Source organism: Halanaerobium saccharolyticum (genome assembly GCF_004362045.1).
Classification (GTDB): Bacteria; Bacillota; Halanaerobiia; order Halanaerobiales; family Halanaerobiaceae; genus Halanaerobium; species Halanaerobium saccharolyticum_C.
The window spans coordinates 35,837-54,283 of sequence record NZ_SNWX01000001.1; the positions used below are offsets into that span (position 1 = coordinate 35,837).

The 18,447-nt window shown below is 40.4% G+C and carries 16 protein-coding genes and 1 other annotated feature; all 16 genes read left to right on the plus strand.

What is annotated here, in order from left to right; all coding sequences use genetic code 11:
* Position 1 precedes the first annotated feature (1 nt).
* The 16 genes from DFR79_RS00210 (at position 2) to DFR79_RS00285 (ending at position 18,437) form a co-directional block, all read left to right on the plus strand.
* Positions 2 to 1,489: a sodium:solute symporter family protein gene (locus DFR79_RS00210; protein WP_133513486.1), complete on the plus strand. Its 1,488-nt coding sequence runs from the start codon at positions 2 to 4 to the stop codon at positions 1,487 to 1,489.
* A 115-nt stretch (positions 1,490 to 1,604) separates the two neighbouring features.
* Positions 1,605 to 1,854, plus strand: a binding site (T-box leader).
* A gap of 144 nt (positions 1,855 to 1,998) precedes the next feature.
* Positions 1,999 to 2,865, plus strand: a complete 867-nt coding sequence (pheA, locus tag DFR79_RS00215; RefSeq protein ID WP_133513487.1) for a prephenate dehydratase — start codon at positions 1,999 to 2,001, stop codon at positions 2,863 to 2,865.
* Between the two features lie 501 nt (positions 2,866 to 3,366).
* Positions 3,367 to 4,416 (plus strand): 3-deoxy-7-phosphoheptulonate synthase, encoded by a 1,050-nt coding sequence (aroF, locus tag DFR79_RS00220; RefSeq protein ID WP_133513488.1) that lies wholly within the window; start codon positions 3,367 to 3,369, stop codon positions 4,414 to 4,416.
* A complete protein-coding gene (locus DFR79_RS00225; protein ID WP_133513489.1) occupies positions 4,409 to 5,296 on the plus strand; it encodes a prephenate dehydrogenase in 888 nt (295 codons plus the stop codon). Before aroF (DFR79_RS00220) ends, DFR79_RS00225 begins: the two co-directional genes overlap by 8 nt.
* 128 nt (positions 5,297 to 5,424) lie before the next feature.
* Positions 5,425 to 6,717, plus strand: coding sequence for a 3-phosphoshikimate 1-carboxyvinyltransferase (gene aroA / locus DFR79_RS00230; RefSeq protein WP_133513714.1), 1,293 nt, complete (start codon positions 5,425 to 5,427; stop codon positions 6,715 to 6,717).
* The gene (gene hisC, locus DFR79_RS00235; RefSeq protein WP_133513490.1) at positions 6,714 to 7,826 is read left to right on the plus strand and encodes a histidinol-phosphate transaminase; all 1,113 of its coding nucleotides are present in this window, start codon (positions 6,714 to 6,716) and stop codon (positions 7,824 to 7,826) included. Before aroA ends, hisC begins: the two co-directional genes overlap by 4 nt.
* Before the next feature lies 1 nt (position 7,827).
* On the plus strand, positions 7,828 to 8,880 hold the full coding sequence (gene aroF / locus DFR79_RS00240; RefSeq protein WP_133513715.1) for a 3-deoxy-7-phosphoheptulonate synthase: 1,053 nt from the start codon (positions 7,828 to 7,830) through the stop codon (positions 8,878 to 8,880).
* 87 nt (positions 8,881 to 8,967) lie between these two features.
* Positions 8,968 to 10,167 carry a chorismate synthase gene (gene aroC / locus DFR79_RS00245; RefSeq protein ID WP_133513491.1) on the plus strand — a complete coding sequence of 400 codons (1,200 nt, stop codon included), beginning with the start codon at positions 8,968 to 8,970 and terminating at the stop codon, positions 10,165 to 10,167.
* Positions 10,168 to 10,392: 225 nt separating this feature from the next.
* Positions 10,393 to 11,139 (plus strand): SurA N-terminal domain-containing protein, encoded by a 747-nt coding sequence (locus DFR79_RS00250; RefSeq protein ID WP_133513492.1) that lies wholly within the window; start codon positions 10,393 to 10,395, stop codon positions 11,137 to 11,139.
* Between the two features lie 208 nt (positions 11,140 to 11,347).
* Complete coding sequence (locus DFR79_RS00255) at positions 11,348 to 12,748, plus strand: aminopeptidase (protein ID WP_133513493.1); 1,401 nt, start codon at positions 11,348 to 11,350, stop codon at positions 12,746 to 12,748.
* A 196-nt stretch (positions 12,749 to 12,944) separates the two neighbouring features.
* Positions 12,945 to 13,604: a protein disulfide oxidoreductase gene (gene pdo / locus DFR79_RS00260; protein ID WP_133513494.1), complete on the plus strand. Its 660-nt coding sequence runs from the start codon at positions 12,945 to 12,947 to the stop codon at positions 13,602 to 13,604.
* A gap of 99 nt (positions 13,605 to 13,703) precedes the next feature.
* A complete protein-coding gene (trxA, locus tag DFR79_RS00265; RefSeq protein ID WP_133513495.1) occupies positions 13,704 to 14,024 on the plus strand; it encodes a thioredoxin in 321 nt (106 codons plus the stop codon).
* A gap of 139 nt (positions 14,025 to 14,163) precedes the next feature.
* Positions 14,164 to 14,571 (plus strand): DNA-binding response regulator, encoded by a 408-nt coding sequence (locus DFR79_RS00270; protein ID WP_133513496.1) that lies wholly within the window; start codon positions 14,164 to 14,166, stop codon positions 14,569 to 14,571.
* A gap of 74 nt (positions 14,572 to 14,645) precedes the next feature.
* The gene (locus DFR79_RS00275; RefSeq protein WP_133513497.1) at positions 14,646 to 15,083 is read left to right on the plus strand and encodes a DUF1934 domain-containing protein; all 438 of its coding nucleotides are present in this window, start codon (positions 14,646 to 14,648) and stop codon (positions 15,081 to 15,083) included.
* Between the two features lie 31 nt (positions 15,084 to 15,114).
* Complete coding sequence (gene argS / locus DFR79_RS00280; protein ID WP_133513498.1) at positions 15,115 to 16,776, plus strand: arginine--tRNA ligase; 1,662 nt, start codon at positions 15,115 to 15,117, stop codon at positions 16,774 to 16,776.
* A 50-nt stretch (positions 16,777 to 16,826) separates the two neighbouring features.
* Positions 16,827 to 18,437: a CTP synthase gene (locus DFR79_RS00285; RefSeq protein ID WP_133513499.1), complete on the plus strand. Its 1,611-nt coding sequence runs from the start codon at positions 16,827 to 16,829 to the stop codon at positions 18,435 to 18,437.
* The last annotated feature ends 10 nt before the right edge of the window (positions 18,438 to 18,447 follow it).

The window sequence follows — 18,447 nt, forward strand, 5'->3', positions numbered from 1 at the left end:
AATGCCAACAATATATTTATACACAGCGGTAATTTTATACATAATTATTGGATCAATAGTTGCTTTAATGGCCAGAAAAGAAATGAATGAAGGTGTGATAGAATATTTTTTAAGTGGGAGAAATACAGGTGGTTTTGTGGCAGCTCTGTCTTATAGTGCCACCACCTACAGTGCTTTTATGATGATTGGCCTGGCGGGTTTTACATATTCTGGAGGAGTTGGGGCCCTCGGTTTTGAACTGGTTTATTTATCCGGTTTGTCCCTGGTTGCTTTTTTTGGTCCCCGTTTCTGGTTGATCGGCAAAAAGAATAACTATGTCTCTCCCTATGAGATGCTTGGAGATCGCTATCAGAATCAGTGGATTGCTTTTGCTGCTTCACTTTCGGCCTGTGTTTTTCTGATTCCTTATCTGGCGGTACAGCTGATGGGAGTTGGTTATCTCTTGAGCGGACTTTCCGGAGGTGAAATCCCCTTTGTCTTCGGGGTGGTAATTGCTGTAGTGCTGGCCATCGCCTGGGCTTTAATTGCCGGGATGAAATCTGTTACCTGGACTGATTCTCTGCAGTCATTAATCATGATTCTGGTCAGTATTATAATTTTGTTTTATGTAATTTATCAGCATCTGGGAGGTTTTATGAGCTTCTTTGGTTCTCTGACTGCCCTGGAAGGGAATGTGCTGACTGTGCCGGGGCCGGGATTTTTTAGTTTCAAAACTTTCCTCGGTTTGAGTCTGCCCTGGTTTTTCTTTTCAATTTCTAATCCCCAGGTCAGCCAGCGGCTCTTTATTCCCCGGGACTTAAAGGCAATGAAGACTATGATTAAAGGCTTTTTGCTTTTCGGATTTATTTATACCCTGGTTTCAGTTTTCTGGGGTTTTTCTGCCCGTCTCTTAATTCCAGGCCTGGCTAATGCTGATCTGGCAACACCGGAGCTGCTGGCATCTCAATATGTGCCAACTATTTTAGCGCTGGTGGCGATGATTGGAATCACTGCCGCTGCAATTTCTACCATTGACTCGATAATGCTGACTTTATCCTCACTTGTAGTCAGAGATATTTTCAAAAATATGGAGGATAATCTGGATCAGGATCAGAATTTAAGACAGCTTCGAACTGCGAAAATTGCAATTTTGATCATTGCTCTTCTGGGATTTTTCTTTGCGATTCAGGAGCTTGATTTAATTGCAGCCCTGTCAGTGGCAGCCTCAGTTGGTCTGCTGGTTGTAGTGCCTTCGATGTTTGGGGCCTTTTTCTGGAAAAAAGCTACAGCAGCTGCTTCTTTGAGCAGTATAATTGTCGGTTCAGCTGCCGCCTTATATCTGCAGTTTAGCGGCTGGAGTCCCCTGGGATATGGTGCCGGAGTCTGGACATTTCTTGTTTCGACAGCAGTTTTTCTGATAGTCAGCTTATTTACCCAGGCTCCAACAAAAAAAGCCGAAGAATTTATCGGCTATATTAACCAGGAATGTAATCGGAAAGATATTCTCTAAACTATTTTTTGCAGTTAAAATTATTCCATCAGAAAAACAGAAATAGAAATCTGAGCTTGACAAATGGAAATTAATAAGGTAAAATTAATAAAACTTGAGTTAGAAAAAATAATATTTAAAAACTTTGATCAGGGAAAGTAATTAGAAGTATTTATCTCAGCGAAGCGGGGTTAGTGAGAGCCTGCCGGTAAGTATTTTAATGAAGTTCCCCTGTGAGTTGTCAGCTGAACGAAAAAGTAAGCCTGCACCGGCCGTCTACCGTTATCCGGACAGATTATTGGAATCATTAATAATTCCCGTAATTGTTGAGTGGGCTTTTTAGCCAAAAAGATTGGTACCACGAGAATTCAAACCCTCGTTCTTTAATTAGAGCGGGGGTTTTTTGTAGTTTAATATATTACAGCTACCGTTTACTTGTCGAACCATGTCGAAAAAAAGACATAAATCGACAAGTAAACGGTAGGAGCAAGGAGCAAGGAGCAAAAAAGCAGGGAAAAAGGAGTGAGTAGATGAGTAATTTAGAATATGGATATTTAGGTCCACCGGGAACATTTAGCGAGCAGGCGATTTCTAACTACTGTGCCAGCTATGGAGGCAGTACAACTGCCTGTGGATCAATTAGGGATATTGTAGAGGCGGTGATAGCAGACAGAGTTGACCTTGGACTTCTGCCGCTGGAGAATTCACTGGAGGGCTCAGTAAATTTAAGTCTGGACCTTTTATATCAGCATCCAGAACTTAAACTCTACCGGGAGATTGTACTTCCCATCGAGCAGTATCTGCTGGTCCAGCCCGGGGTCGGTAAAGAAGAGATTAAAGAGATCTACAGTCATCCCCAGGCGATCGCTCAGTCAGGTGATTTTCTGGCAGAAGAGTTTAAAGATGCAAAAATCATTTACACAGATAGTACTGCTGCTGCTGCCAAAAAGGTACTTGAGTCAGCAGACAGAGCTGCAGTTGGTTCAATTAGACTGGCGGAGATTTATGAGCTTGAGATTCTGGCTGAAAATTTGCAGGGAGATCTGCCAAATGCAACCCGTTTTGTCCTGACGGCAAAAAAGGATAAGAACTTTGGCAGCAACAATCATCTTGGAGAAGCGGCAGCCAGTGATTTTAAAACCTCTATAATTTGTGCGCCTGAGGTCAATGAGGCGGGAGTACTCTACAGAATGCTGGGTAAATTTGCTGAGGAAGATATTGATCTGACAAGAATTGAATCCCGCCCCAGCCGTCAGCGCCTGGGAGAATATATTTTCTATATTGATCTAAAGGGCTGCAGCAGTGACCAGCACCTGAGTTCAGCTCTGCAGGAAATAAAAAAAATGACTTCCTACTTCAGGCTTTTAGGATCATATCCAAAGACAGTAATTGACTAATTGATTTAGGTAAATTTTTATTGAAATTTAAATTTGTTTCTAAAAAGTTAAAATTTGATTTTGCAGCTTGAAAATTGAATATCTGGGCGAAAAAGCGGAAATTTTATTTGACAGAAGTAAAATTGCCTGCTATAATACTCATTAACTAAATAAACTCACTTAAAAACTTTGAAAGAGGACCCAGTAAGCCGCAGGCTGAAATACACCTCTTGAGTTGCCAGCTGAAAGTTAGACGAGTAAGCTTAAAGGCCGTCAGCCGTCGTTACCCGGTGCGGAAGTGTTAGCTTCCAGTAGAGATAATCTGTTATTTAATGAGATTAAAACAGGTGGTACCGCGATATCAATCGCCCTGACTAAGGGGCGATTTTTTGCATTTTTATAGGTTTTTAAACAGTTATTTAAGGATTTGAAACTAGACATTTATTGAATTTTAAATAATTACCAAAAATTGGTTCCGCAAACGGTAGTAGCACATTAACATTAAAAGAGGAGTGAGTAGAAATGATAGCAGTATTAAAAAGAAGTGCAAGTCAGGAAGATAAGGATCAGGTAATTGAGGTTATTCGAGGAGAAAATTTTGATGTTCATCCAATTCAGGGAGTAGAGAAAACAGTAGTAGGTGTTCTGGGTGATCCGGCACGCAAGTCAAATTTGAAGGAAAAACTGGAGACTATGGGAGCTGTGGAAAAAGTTGTTCTAATTTCAGATCCCTATAAACTGACCAGCTGGAATTTCAAGCAGCAAAAAACTGTTGTTGATTTAGGTGATGGAGTTAAAGTTGGTGGGGATGAGCTGACAGTTATGGCCGGACCCTGTTCGGTAGAAAGCAGAGAGCAGATTGTAGAAACAGCCAAAATTGTTAAGGCTGGAGGAGCAAAAATTCTGCGCGGTGGAGCCTTTAAACCGAGAACTTCCCCTTATTCTTTTCAGGGTCTGGGAGAAGAAGGGCTGAAGTTAATGGCTGAAGCCAGAGAAGAAACCGGACTCAAGATTATAACTGAGCTGATGGACATTGAGCATATAGATGTTGTCTGTAAATATACCGATATTATTCAGATTGGGGCCCGGAATATGAAAAACTATTCCTTATTAAAGGCAATCGGTAAACTGGATAAGCCGGTAATGCTCAAACGCGGTATGGCAGCAACAATTAAGGAATGGCTGCTTTCGGCGGAATATATAATGAATAATGGTAACCATGATGTAATTTTATGTGAAAGAGGAGTCAGAACCTTTGGTGAGGAAACTAGAAACACCATGGACTTAAGTTCGATTCCTTTAGTCCAGCAGTTAAGTCACCTGCCGGTAATCGCAGATCCAAGTCATGGTACAGGCCGCTGGGAATTGGTGACTCCGGTTGCCAGAGCAGCAGTTGCTGTGGGAGCAGATGGAATTATGGTTGAGGTACACCCTGATCCCCAGAACGCTCTCTCTGATGGTCCTCAGTCACTGAAGCCCAAAAACTTCAACTTGATGATGGACGAGATCAAAGCTATTTCCAATTCTCTGCAGAGTTTTGAATCCAGAGAAAGAAAAATAGCTTATGCCTAATTTTGAAAAAATTGCTGTTGTCGGGATTGGCCTGATCGGGGCCTCCCTGGCAGCAGCTTTAAAAAAAACCGGGCCAGATCTAAAAATAACTGCGGTTGACAGAAGTGCAGAGAGCATTAAAAAAGCAGAGAAACTGGGAATTATCGATCAAGGTTTTACAGAGATTAAGGATAATTTAAAAGATCAGGATTTGATTTTTATTGCTGTACCGGTAGCGGCAGTTCCAGCTGTGATTAGAGAGATCAAAGAGGGCAGTGACAGTCAGCAGCTGCTGGTTGATGCCGGCAGCACCAAAAAAGAAATTATGCTGCAGGCAGCCCAAATTTTAGAGGACAGCTCCAAAATTTTTATCGGCGGTCATCCGATGGCCGGCTCCCATAAATCCGGGATTGACTGGCATGATCCGGAGCTCTTTAAGGAGGCACCATTTATTTTAACTCCCTGGCTGGATGGGGAGCAGCAGGGGGAGGAAAAAAAAGAATTGCTACAGCAGCTTAAGGTTTTAATTGAAAAAATTGGAGCCAGGGTCCACATTATTTCGGCAGCAGAACACGACCGCTGTACAGCCTATTTAAGTCATCTTCCCCATTTGTTGTCATCAGCCCTGGTAAATTTGAGTCAGCAAAAAGATTTTAACAGCGAATTTTTTGAACTTTCAGGAAGTGGTTATCGCGATATGACCAGGATTGCAGGCAGCTCGCCCGAACTGTGGCAGGATATTATTTTATCAAACAGGGAAAACTTAGCAGAATTAATTGAAAAATACATAGCAGAATTAAAAGAGCTGCAGCAGGATTTAGAAAATAATGATCAAGAAAAAGTTTATAATTTTTTAGCCAGGGCAGCAGAAATCAAGAATAAAACAGAGGATAATCAATAAGGTTAATGAAATATAAATATAATAGGTAATTAAATATAAAAAGATAATAAGGATCGTTAATAATAATTTGAGCTAGACAGCGAAATTAATAAAATTATAAAAAAGTAGAGAAAAATGAGGAGGAAATGATGGTATATCAAGTTGAGCCAGCAAAAAAAATTAATGGTGAAATAAAAGTTCCGGGAGATAAGTCGATTTCCCACCGTTCCCTGATCCTATCTTCGATAGCAGAGGGAGAGAGCAGAATAGAAGGTCTTCTGGAGGCAGAAGATTGTCTGAGTACAATGGGAATAATGCGTGATTTGGGAATAGAAATTACAAAAGAAGGTGCAGGTAAATATACAGTTCAGGGAAAGGGACTTGATGGGCTGGAAGAAGCTGATGACGTTTTAGACTGCGGCAACTCAGGTACTTCAATGCGGCTTTTAGCCGGGCTTTTAGCCTCTCAGGATTTTTATTCAGTTTTAACAGGTGATCATTCACTGCGTAAAAGACCAATGCAGCGTATAATTGGACCTTTATCAAAAATGGGAGCTCAGATCTGGTCCCGCCGGGACGGGCTGGCCCCACTAAGTATTAAAGGTCAGAAATTAGAATCAATGGAATACAAACTTCCTGTTGCCAGTGCTCAGCTAAAATCTTCAATTCTGCTGGCAGCTTTAAAAACAGAGGCCGAAACTGTAATTATTGAACCTGCAGTCTCCCGGGACCATACAGAGCGAATGCTGCTGGGAGCAGGCCTGGACTTAGAAATCCTGGAAGACAGGATTATTTTAAAAGAAGCTGCAGCAAGAAAACTAAATCCCTTTCAGATTAAGGTCCCTGGAGATATTTCTTCAGCTGCCTTTTTTATTGCAGCCGGGCTCTTAGCTGATCAGGGAGAGCTTTTAATTAAAAATGTTGGGATTAATCAGACCCGCAGCGGCTTTCTGGAAGTAATAGAGGCCATGAATGGAAGGATTGAACTCCTAAATAAACGGGATCAGGGTGGAGAACCAACTGCAGACATTCTGGTTAAACCTTCTAAGTTAAAGGGAACAGAAGTCAGCGGAGGAGTTATTCCCCGGCTGATTGATGAGATTCCTATTATCTCGGTCCTGGCTGTTTTTGCAGAAGGCAGGACAGTAATCAAAGATGCAGCAGAACTCAGAGTTAAGGAAACCGACAGAATTATGGCTGTTGTCAAGGAATTTGAAAAGCTGGGAATAGAAATTATTGAAAATGAAGACGGTATGGAAATAAGTGGTCCCCAGACAGTTAAAGGTGGGATTGAGGTTGAGAGTTATCATGACCACCGGATTGCAATGTCGCTGGCGGTATTAGCTTTAAATACTGAAAATGGAATTACCATTAAGGGCAGTGAGATTATTGCCACTTCTTTTCCTAATTTTAAAGACTTATTAGCAGAGGTGAGAGAATGAAAAAGATAATTGAAGGAATTGCGGATAGAATTAAAGAGATGAAGCGTTATCAGGCAGGCAAAAGTATCGAAGAGGTAAAGGAAGAATATGGGCTGGAAAAGGTGGTTAAACTGGCTTCTAATGAAAATTCACTGGGGCCTGCGATTCAGGTCATTGATACCATTCAGTCCGAAGCCAAAAATGTCAACTTATATCCGGATTCAGAAACCAGAGTGCTCAAAAAAGCACTGGCAGAAAAATATGAGCTGCAGGAGGAACGAATTTTCCTCGGTAATGGCTCTGACGAAATACTTGATCTTTTAATGACTTTAATTTTAAATCCCGGAGACGAGGTAATTCAGGGAGATCCAGCTTTTATTAAATACGAGCTGGCGGTAAAATCTAGAGGAGGACAGAGTGTTAAGATTCCTCTTGATCAAAACCACCGACATAATCTGGAAGCAATGGAGGCAGCAATTACAGACAAAACAAAGGCGATTTTTATCTGTAATCCCAATAATCCGACCGGAACCATGCTCAAAAAGGAAGCAATTGAAGGATTTTTAGAAAGGGTTTCAGATGAGATTTTAGTAATAGTTGATCAGGCCTACCAGGAGTATATCACAGCCGAAGATCCTTTTGATGGAATTAAGCTGCTGGATAAATATCCGAATTTGATGCTGATGCGTACTTTCTCAAAGGCCTATGGAATGGCAGGGATGAGAGTTGGTTATGCTCTGGCTGATCCGGAACTGGTAGATTATTTAAATAGAATTAGAGGGCCTTTTAATATTAATAGTCTGGCCCAGAAAGCAGCAGTTACTGCCCTGGAATCGGAGTCACACTTAGAAATCTGTCATAATTTAAACGAAAAAGAAAAGAAATTTCTCTATCAGAAGTTTGAGGAGCTGGAACTTGAGTATATAGAAACTCAGGCCAATTTTATGATGGTTGACCTCCAGATGCCGGCTGCAGAAGTTTTTGAAAAAATGCAGCAGCGGGGAGTAATTATCAGACCGGGTAATCAATTTGGAATGGACAGCTGGATCAGGGTTACCGTCGGTACCAGAGCTGATAATGAATTTTTTATCAGGAACTTAAAAAAAGTATTAGCAGAGAGGAATGAGTAATATGATAGCAGTATTGAAACGCGGCTCAACCAAAGAAGATGAACAGAAAGTAATTGAGTTGATAGAAGCGGAGGGCTTTTCTGCCCATCCGGATACCGGAGCAGAAACTACAATTGTCGGAGTGGTAGGAGCTGCACCTGATAAAAAGGTTAACTTAAAAGAAAAACTGCAGGTTATGAGTGCAGTAGAAAAGGTAGTTGTGATTTCCGATCCCTATAAATTAACCAGCTGGAATTTCAAGCAGGATAAAACTGTGATTGACCTCGGTGATGGGGTTAAAGTCGGTGGAGATGAGCTGACAGTGATGGCCGGTCCCTGTTCTGTGGAAAACGAAGAGCAGATGCTGGAGACAGCAGGGGTTGTCAAAGACGCCGGGGCTAAAATCCTGCGCGGTGGTGCCTTTAAACCGAGAACTTCACCCTATTCTTTCCAGGGGCTGGGAGAGGAAGGTCTTAAGCTTTTAGCTAAGGCAAGCGAGGAAACCGGACTCAAGATAATTACCGAACTGATGGATATTGAACATATAGATGTTGTCTGTGAGTATACGGATATTATTCAGATTGGGGCCCGTAATATGCAGAATTATGCCCTGCTTAAAGCGATCGGTAAACTCGATAAACCGGTGATGCTGAAAAGAGGAATGTCAGCTACTATTAAGGAATGGCTTTTATCTGCAGAATATGTGATGAATGAAGGTAATCACAATGTAATTTTATGTGAGAGAGGAGTCCGGACCTTTGGTGAGGAAACCAGAAATACAATGGATCTAAGTTCAATTCCTTTAGTCCAGCAGTTAAGTCACCTGCCGGTAATCGCAGATCCAAGTCATGGCACAGGTCGCTGGGAACTTGTAATTCCTGTTGCCAGAGCAGCTGCGGCAGTGGGTGCAGATGGAATTATGGTTGAAGTACATCCTCATCCCGAAAATGCTCTTTCGGATGGTCCTCAGTCTTTAAAGCCGGATAACTTTAGACTGCTGATGGACGAAGTAAATGCTATTATGACCTCTTTGAGTTCATTTAAATCCAGAGAAAAGAAGGTTGCCTATAAATAAGCGGCTGTAAATAAACTAGGTAAAAAATCATTCAGCTAAAATTTAGGCGAAAGAACAAATTTTGGCAGATATCGAGGAGGAAAATACATGTTTGAATATTTAACAGCTGGAGAATCTCACGGGCCCAGGCTGACAGCGATAATTAAAAGCCTCCCCTCCGGTTTGAGAGTAGAAGTTGATAAAATAAACGAACAGTTATTTAGGAGGCAGCAGGGTTATGGCCGCGGGGTACGAATGAAAATAGAAAGTGACCGGGTGATTATTAATTCAGGTCTGCGCCACAAAAAAACTCTGGGTACACCTTTGAGTATGACTATCGAAAATAAGGACTGGCAGAACTGGCTTGAGGTGATGGCCCCTGACCAGGAGCGGGGGGAAGAGGTTGAGGCTCTGACCAATCCCCGACCTGGACATGCTGATCTGGCGGGAGCTTTAAAATATAACCACCGTGATCTGCGTAATGTGCTTGAGCGAGCAAGTGCCCGCGAAACTGCTGCCCGGACGGCAGTAGGAGCAGTGGCCGGACAATTTTTAGCGGAATTTGAGATTGATGTCTACAGTCATGTGGTCCAGATTGGGAATCTAAAAAGTGAAACCTGGACCGATTTAAAGGCAAAGGCTCCGGATCGATTTGCGAATAAAGAAGCTGTCCAAAAATATTTTGCCGAACTGGATCAGACTCCACTCCGCTGTGGGGACAGCAGTAAAACTGAGGCCATGAAGAACTTAATTGATTCCTGGCGGGACAATGGAGATTCAGTCGGCGGAGTTTTTGAGATAGTCGTCACCGGGCTGCCGGTGGGTTTGGGCAGTCATGTCCACTGGGATTTAAAACTGGAAAGCAAACTGGCAGCTCAGCTGATGGGGATTCAGGCAGTTAAAGGTGTAGAAATTGGAGCTGGTTTTAAGGGAGCCGGACTCCCTGGTTCTAAAGCCCATGATCAGATATTTTATAATCTTGACCGCGGTTTTTACCGGAACTCCAATCAGGCCGGCGGCATAGAAGGTGGAATGACAAATGGAGAGGAACTAATTATCCGGCTGGCAGTGAAGCCGATTCCGACTCTGGCTCAAGCTCTGCATTCAGCTGATATAATTTCTAAAAAAGAAACAACTGCTGCTAAAGAACGCTCTGATGTCTGTGCAGTTCCGGCAGCCAGTATAGTTGGAGAAGCAGTGACAGCTATTGTGCTGGCCGGGAGTACTGCCGAAAAGTTTGGCGGGGACAGCATCAGGGAAATCAAGCGCAATTATGACGGCTATTTAGAACAGCTGCGAAAGTTTTAATTTAATAATTATTTCATTTTAACCATATTCTAATAATTATCCCTTATTATATTAAATAGATAAGCTGAGGTAAATATTTTGAATAGACTTTATAAGAATTTAATCTTTTCATCATATTTTCATCACATTTCTGAACTATAGTGTTATTTAGACAAAAGAGATCGATGCTTAACTAAATATTTTTAGAGTTAAGCAGAATTAATTTAAGGGGAGTGCTTATATTTAATGAAAAAGATTTTAATTTCACTTTTATTGATAACTGTTCTGATGGTTCCGACAGCTGTTCTGGCTCAGGATGCAGCTAATAATGGCGAGCAGCCTGCTGGCTCATCAAATCAGACTAAGCAGGTAGTGGCAGCTGTTAATGGAGAAGAAATAACATCTCAAGAACTTGCACAGCAGGCCAATGTTAATCAAATCCTGCAGCAGGTTAGTCGGGTTGATCAGCAGCTGGCCCAGATTTTATCAAGTTCTGAGGCTGGGAAAAAGGTATTAAATGAACTCAAAAAGGCTAAATTAGATGGCCTTATTGATAATGTCTTATTAAAACAGGCAGCAGAAGAATCGAACATTACTCTAACTCAGAGTGAAAAAAATGAAATTTATAAAAAGCAGAAAGATGCTATATTAAAGCAGAATAAGATGACTGAAAAACAGTTTCTATCTATTCTGAAAAAGCAGGGTTATGAGAATGAAGCTGCTTATAAAAAAGAATTTTTAAACAATCCTCAGATTAAAATTAATAAACTGATTGAGCAGAAAGTACTGTCCAATATTGAAGTCAGTGAAAAAGAACTGCAGCAGGCATATGATCAAAATAAAAAGGCCTTTGCTAAGAGTGGGAAGGACACTTCTTTCGAAAAATTGAAGCCGCAGTTAAAGCAGATGCTCAAGCAGCAGAAGCAGAGTCAGGCGATTAATCAATATTTACAAAAGCTAAGAAAAGAAGCGGAGATCAAAAAGAACATTTAATGGAATCTTTTTTATCTAAAGATTATATTCAGCGGAGTCCTGCCTAAAAGGCAGGACTTTTTTCTTTCTGCTGTAGTAAAATTTAAGGTAGAAATTTTATTGCTAATCTTAATTCCTTTATTGTTAATAATTTACTTACAATTTGGTCTTTGAGCTGATATAATTAATGAGAATAAAATTTAAAATCAGATAATAGGAGGCATTATAGATGAGTGAAGAAAAAAAGAATGAGAATGCGTATCAGGCGAAAAATGCCTGGACAGAAATGGGCGAAGAGGAAAGAAAAGAAGTTTTTGCCTTTAACGAAAATTATGCAAATTTTTTAACTGAGAATAAAACCGAAAGAGAATTTGCCAGTGCTGCGATAGCTGAGCTGGAAGCGGCAGGTTTTAAAAATATTGAACAGTATGAGAGCTTAAAAAAGGGAGATAAGGTTTATGTAGCCAACCGTTCCCGGGCTTTAATGGCAGCTGTGATTGGCGAGAAAGACCTGAAGGAAGGTTTAAAAATCATCGGCAGCCATATTGATTCTCCCAGACTGGATTTAAAACCAAATCCACTTTACGAAGATGGTGAGATGGCAATGTTTAAGACTCACTATTATGGTGGAGTTAAAAAATATCAGTGGGTTACAATGCCCCTGGCCCTGCACGGAGTGGTTGTTAAAGATGATGGCAGCCAGATAAAGATCAGTATCGGCGAAAAAGAGGATGAACCTGTATTTTTTATCAGTGATGTTCTGCCTCATCTCGGCAAAAAACAGATGAAAAAATCAATGAGTGAGGGTATCAGTGGTGAGCAGTTAAATGTAGTTGTGGGCAGTATTCCTGTTGCTGATGAAGATGCAAAAGATAAAATTAAAACCGCTGTTTTAAATCACCTCAAATCCGAATATGATTTTAAAGAAGAAGATTTTATCAGTGCTGATCTGCAGATAGTGCCTGCCTTTAAGACCAGAGATGCTGGTTTTGACAGAGGTTTACTTGCCGGTTATGGTCATGATGATCGGGTCTGCAGTTATACAGCTTTAGAGGCGATTTTAGATGTAAAAGAACCTCAATATACTTCTGTAGTTCTGCTGATGGACCGCGAAGAAGTAGGAAGCATGGGATCTACCGGTATGCAGTCTCATTTCTTTGAGGATCAGGTAGCAAATCTGGTGGACCTTTATTATAATCAATACAGCGAATTACTGGTGCGTAAGGTAATGCAGAACTCGAGAGTGCTGTCAGCTGATGTAAATGCAGCCTATGATCCTGATTTTGCTGAAGTTTATGCCAAACATAATTCTGCTTATCTGGGCAAAGGTATTGTTATTTCTAAATATACCGGAGCCCGCGGTAAGGCTGGAGCTTCTGAGGCCAGTGCCGAATTTATGGGAGAAATCAGAGGTCTCTTTAATAATGCAGGTGTAATCTGGCAGACAGCTGAGCTCGGCAAGATTGATGAAGGTGGAGGCGGAACTATTGCTCAATTCCTGGCCAATTACAATATGGATGTAGTTGACTGTGGACCGGCTGTACTTTCAATGCATTCACCCTATGAAGTGGTAAGTAAGGCAGATGTATATCATACTTATTTAGCTTATAATGTATTTTTAGAAAAATAAATTAAGCTTAAAATTGTTAGAAACTCACAGGAGGAGCAGGGGGCTGCTTCCCCTGTGTTTTATATTTAATTTTGGGAAATGTTAATTGCTTAACTTTAATTAATTTTATATCGTATATAATAAATGTTGTAAGTTAAATGGTATATTACAATAACTGCCATAATAAGAACTAATAATACTCAGGGAGTGATCTACAATGGCGAAAATCGATCAGGAAGAAAAAAACAAGATCAAGGAACTGTTTTCTAAACATTTAAAAGACGAAGTTAATTTACTTTTCTTTTCTAAAGATGAGGACTGCCAGTACTGTGCAGATACAGAAGAAATTCTAACAGAAGTAACCGCTTTAGATGAAAAAGTAAATTTCGAAAAACATTTAGTAGGCAGCGATAAAGCTGAAGAATTAGGTGTTGATAGAGCACCGGCAATTATTTTTCTAAATAATGAAGGTCAGGACAGTGGAGTTCATTTTTATGGAATTCCATCAGGTTATGAGTTTACTTCTTTAATTGAAGATATTCTGGATATGTCTGATCAGGAGAGAATTGACTTATCTGAAGATATTAAAAAAGAAATAAGAGCAGTTGAATCTGATGTTCTGCTGCAGGTATTTATTACTCCAACCTGTCCTTACTGTCCTCGTGCGGTTAGAGTTGCTCACCAGATGGCAATGCTTAACCCAAAGGTCAGAGGAGAAATGGTAGAGGCGATGGAGTTTGAAGAACTCTCCGCAAGCTTTAATGTCTCCGGGGTCCCAAAAACAGTTATTAACTCAGGTGCAGATGAGCAGGTTGGTGCAGTTCCAGCCAAAACAATTTTAAAGAAAATTATGGATTTAGCAAAAGCAGCCAGCTAAAATATAAACTTTATATTTTAATTCACTTGTACCAGGCACCAAAAATCTTTTTGGTGCCTGGTACAAATAAATAAATTCACAACAGGAGGAAATTTTATAATGAGCAAACCGGTAAAAGTAACAGATGATAACTTCAACACAGAGGTATTAAGTGCTGACAAAAAAGTTTTGGTTGATTTCTGGGCAGAATGGTGTGGGCCCTGTAGAATGGTAGCCCCTGTCTTAGAGGATGTAGCAGGAGAATATGGGGATCAGATTAAGGTTGCCAAATTAAATGTTGATGATAATCAGACTACTGCTTCCAGATATGGAATCATGAGCATTCCCACCATGTTAGTTATGGAAGATGGTAAGGTTGTAGATAAACTGGTAGGATATATGCCCAAGGATAAACTTGTAAAAAAATTAGATTTAAAATAATAAATTTTAATCAAATTTCAAAACCTCTCTTTCTATTTTAAGATAGAAGAGGGGTTTTTTATATTTTCTTGCAGATAACCCTGTAAAAGTACAAAGTTTTATGATAAAATTAAGATTGATTAAAAAAGGAGGGTTATAAGTGCAGCGTTTATTAGTTATACATACGCCTGATGCTGATCTGACGGAGATAGCAGAAGGTATTAAAGAAGGGGCAGAAGCCCAGGGGTTTAGAGTTGATATGAAGAACACTAAAGATATTGGGAATGGTATCTCCTTTTATCCCTATGATTTGATTATAGCAGGCAGCACAACCGAGGGGATTTTTCGGGGTAAGATAGATCAATCTTTAAATAAGTTCCTTTCCGAAGCCAAGCGAACTGTAGGGAAAGATGCTGTCGCCTATGTTAAACCTCGCTTTTTTGCAACGAATAAGTCTTTAAAAAAAGTAATGTCGGCTCTGGAATCACAGGGCTGTATAGTTAAAAATTTTAAGGCAATTAAGGACCACCAGTCAGCAGTAGAATTTGGTAAAAATCTTAAAATATAGAATTTAAAAACCGCAGTTAAAATTTGGGCTGTGGTTTTTTCAAATTATAATATTCTGGAGTGGATTAATAAAGAATGAGTAAAAATGTTTCAATTAAATTAGAAAATGTACAGCAAATAATTGATGATCAGGAAAAACAGAGAATAAATAATCAGTACCAGGGCGAATTTTATATTAAAAATGAAAAACTTTATTTAAGTTATCAGGATGATGCCGAAGGTATGGATGGAGCCCGGACTGTTGTCAAAATTGATCCGGAGCGGGAACGGGTTCTGCTTTTGCGTCATCAGCCCGCAGCTATGAAACAGGATTTTGTAATCGGAAAAAAGCAGGAAGGATATTTTAAAACTGCCTATGGTGAAATTAAAATGGCAGTTAAAACTAAGAGACTGGAAATGGAAATCAGCGAGAATGCCGGACTGATCAGGATTAATTATCAGGTCTTTTTAGGTGGAGAGTTAAATGCTGAACACCATTTGAAAATTAATTATAAAATATTAAAAGAAAAATAATAGAATTAAAATCACTAGGAGGTTTATTGTTTTGCAGAAAAATTTACAGGCCGCAGTGGAAGCTGAATTAATCAGTTTTCTGGTCGAAAGTGTAAAAAAAGCTATTTATGAGGGAGATTTAGACTTAGAAAAGGTGCCTGAAGTTTCAATTGAGGTACCCCGGGAAAAAGGGCATGGTGATTATGCTACTAATCTGGCAATGGTTTTAGCAGGCCAGGCAGGGATGAACCCCCGTCAGATTGCCGAAATAATAGTTGAGAATTTTGAAAGTGAAATTGTAGAGGAAATCAGTATTGCTGGCCCGGGTTTTATTAATTTTAAACTAAAAAATGCCTGGCTCTGGAATAATCTGAAGCTGATTACTAAACAGGCAGAAGATTATGGTAAAATTGATGCTGGTAGAGGCAGAAGAGTACAGCTGGAATTTGTTTCTGTTAACCCTACCGGGCCGCTGCATGTGGGTCACAGTCGGGGAGCTGTAGTTGGTGATGTAACTGCTTCAGTTATGGAGGCTGCCGGTTATGAGGTAGAAAGAGAATATTATATCAATGATGCCGGAAATCAGATGGATATTCTCGGTCAGTCAACCCTTTTGAGATATAGAGAAATCCTGGGTGAAGATATTGAAATGCCGGAGGATGTTTATGCTGGTGATTATATTAAAGAAATTGCACAGGATTTATATGAGAAATATGGTTCTGATCTAATGGAAAAAGAAGAAGCGGAAAGACTGGAAATCTGCCGCGAATATGCCTATCAGAAAATGCTTAAGAATATCGAAGAAGACTTAGAAGAATTTGGAATTGAATTTGATAACTGGTTTAGTGAGCGGACACTTCATCCCGATAAAGTTCAGCAGGCAATTGAGCTGCTGAGAGATAAGGGTTATATTTTTGAGAAGGAAGATGCTCTCTGGTTTAAATCAACTGACTTTGGTGATGATAAAGACCGGGTTATCATTAAATCAGATGGTTCTCCAACCTATCTGGCAGCAGATATGGCCTATCATCTAGACAAATTAGAGCGCGGTTTTGATAAACTGATTAATGTCTGGGGAGCTGACCACCACGGTTATATTCCGCGGATGAAAGCTGTGATTGAAGCTTTTGGTTATGATCGAGAGACTCTGGAGGTCATTGTGGTTCAGATGGTTACCCTGCTCCGGAATGGTAAAAAAATGCCGATGTCTAAAAGAGCAGGCAGTTTTGTAACTATGAAAGATGTAAATCAGGAAGTTGGAATAGATGCCGCCCGCTATTATTATGTAATGCGCAGTACTGACAGCCACCTTGATTTTGATCTGGAACTTGCCAAGGAAGAATCAAGCAGCAATCCGGTTTATTATGTTCAGTATGCTCATGCCAGAATTCACAGTATAATAGATAATGCTGAGCTGGAAGCTGATGCTGAAAACCTTGATCTCTTAACAGATGAAGCTGAAATTGATTTAATGAAGATGCTGGCTAAATTTCCGGAAGAAATTAAAATGATTGCTGAGTCAAGACAGCCCCATCATCTGACAACTTATGCCTATGACCTTGCAACTGCTTTCCATTCGTTCTATAATAATTGTCGGGTAAATACAGATAATGAAAACTTAGCTCAGGCAAGACTTTATTTAGTCAACGCAGCCTGCCAGGTTTTAAAGAATGTTTTAACTCTGCTGGGGATCAGTGCCCCGGAGCAGATGTAGTAAATACTTATAACTAATTTTAAAGATTAAAAGTGGAGGAGATAGCAAAAATGACCAAGTATATTTTCGTAACAGGAGGGGTGGTTTCTGCCCTTGGTAAAGGGATAACTGCAGCTTCCCTGGGCCGCCTGCTTAAAAGTAGAGGTCTTAAGATCAGTATTCAGAAATTCGATCCTTATATTAATTATGATCCAGGCACAATGAGTCCCTATCAGCACGGTGAGGTTTTTGTAACTGATGATGGTGCCGAAACAGATCTGGATTTAGGCCATTATGAGCGTTTTATTGACACTAATTTAAGTCAGAGCAACAATGTAACGACCGGAAAAATTTACGGCTCCGTTATTCAAAAGGAACGCCGGGGAGATTATCTGGGGGCAACTGTGCAGGTGATTCCTCATATCACAGATGAGATTAAAGAACGGGTAACTAGAGTAGGTAGAGAAACAAATGCCGATGTAGTACTCACCGAAATTGGAGGTACGGTTGGTGATATTGAGAGTCTGCCTTTTTTAGAAGCAATCAGACAGCTGAAAAATGATCTGGGCAGGGATAATATTCTTTATTTACACTGTACCCTGATTCCCTATTTAAAAGCAGCAGGTGAGCTGAAAACAAAACCAACCCAGCACAGCATTAAGGAAATGCGGGGAATTGGTATTCAGCCTGATATAGTTGTCTGCCGTTCCGAGTGGGAGCTGACTCAGGAAGTCAGGAATAAGATTTCGCTTTTTGGAAATGTAGAAAAAGAGGATGTTATCCAGCTGATTGATGCCGAGCACATTTACGAAGTGCCTTTAATGCTCGAGGAAGAAGGTATGGCGGAAAATGTGATCAAAAAGCTAAAATTAGAGGATAGAGTCCAGGAAGTAGATCTGGATAACTGGATTGAACTGGTAGATAAAATTAAACACCGTGACCATCAGGTTAAAATCGGGATAGTGGGTAAATATGTTGAACTGCCAGATGCTTACATAAGTATTGCCGAATCATTTACTCATGCCGGTATTGCCAATAACTGTGAAGTTGAGATCGAATATATTTATGCAGAAGGGCTGGAAACTGCAGCTCAGGCAGAAGAGAAGCTGGCGGACTTGGATGGTATTTTAGTTCCCGGAGGTTTTGGAGACCGCGGAATTGAAGGTAAGCTGAAGGCTGTAGAATATGCCCGTAAAAATAAGGTTCCCTATTTTGGGATTTGCCTGGGAATGCAGTGTGCAGTAATCGAGTATGCACGCCATGAACTGCAGTTAGAAGATGCTAACAGCAGTGAATTTGACCAGGAAGAAAAGGAACCTGTAATTGCCTTAATGCCGGATCAGCATGATGTTGAAGATATGGGTGGAACCATGCGGTTAGGCCTCTACCCCTGCAAATTGAAGAAAGAGAGTATCAGCCGGGATGCCTATCAGGAAGAGGTTATCTATGAGCGTCACCGCCACCGCTACGAATTTAACAATCATTATCGAGAACAGATCGAAGAGGCAGGTATGGTTTTAAGTGGATTATCCCCAGATGAGAGACTGGTGGAGATAGTTGAAATACCCGATCATCCCTGGTTTGTGGGAGTTCAGTTTCATCCAGAATTTAAATCACGTCCAAATAGACCACATCCTTTATTTGTCAGCTTTATCAAAGCAGCACTAGAATATAAAAAATAAGGGGGAAAAA

Excerpts from the sequence above, each read along its gene's own strand:
- DFR79_RS00210 (WP_133513486.1), top strand. The coding sequence starts at position 2 with ATGCCAACAATATATTTATACACAGCGGTAATTTTATACATAATTATT.
- pheA (WP_133513487.1), top strand. The coding sequence starts at position 1,999 with ATGAGTAATTTAGAATATGGATATTTAGGTCCACCGGGAACATTTAGC.
- aroF (WP_133513488.1), top strand. The coding sequence starts at position 3,367 with ATGATAGCAGTATTAAAAAGAAGTGCAAGTCAGGAAGATAAGGATCAG.
- DFR79_RS00225 (WP_133513489.1), top strand. The coding sequence starts at position 4,409 with ATGCCTAATTTTGAAAAAATTGCTGTTGTCGGGATTGGCCTGATCGGG.
- aroA (WP_133513714.1), top strand. The coding sequence starts at position 5,425 with ATGGTATATCAAGTTGAGCCAGCAAAAAAAATTAATGGTGAAATAAAA.
- hisC (WP_133513490.1), top strand. The coding sequence starts at position 6,714 with ATGAAAAAGATAATTGAAGGAATTGCGGATAGAATTAAAGAGATGAAG.
- aroF (WP_133513715.1), top strand. The coding sequence starts at position 7,828 with ATGATAGCAGTATTGAAACGCGGCTCAACCAAAGAAGATGAACAGAAA.
- aroC (WP_133513491.1), top strand. The coding sequence starts at position 8,968 with ATGTTTGAATATTTAACAGCTGGAGAATCTCACGGGCCCAGGCTGACA.
- DFR79_RS00250 (WP_133513492.1), top strand. The coding sequence starts at position 10,393 with ATGAAAAAGATTTTAATTTCACTTTTATTGATAACTGTTCTGATGGTT.
- DFR79_RS00255 (WP_133513493.1), top strand. The coding sequence starts at position 11,348 with ATGAGTGAAGAAAAAAAGAATGAGAATGCGTATCAGGCGAAAAATGCC.
- pdo (WP_133513494.1), top strand. The coding sequence starts at position 12,945 with ATGGCGAAAATCGATCAGGAAGAAAAAAACAAGATCAAGGAACTGTTT.
- trxA (WP_133513495.1), top strand. The coding sequence starts at position 13,704 with ATGAGCAAACCGGTAAAAGTAACAGATGATAACTTCAACACAGAGGTA.
- DFR79_RS00275 (WP_133513497.1), top strand. The coding sequence starts at position 14,646 with ATGAGTAAAAATGTTTCAATTAAATTAGAAAATGTACAGCAAATAATT.
- DFR79_RS00285 (WP_133513499.1), top strand. The coding sequence starts at position 16,827 with ATGACCAAGTATATTTTCGTAACAGGAGGGGTGGTTTCTGCCCTTGGT.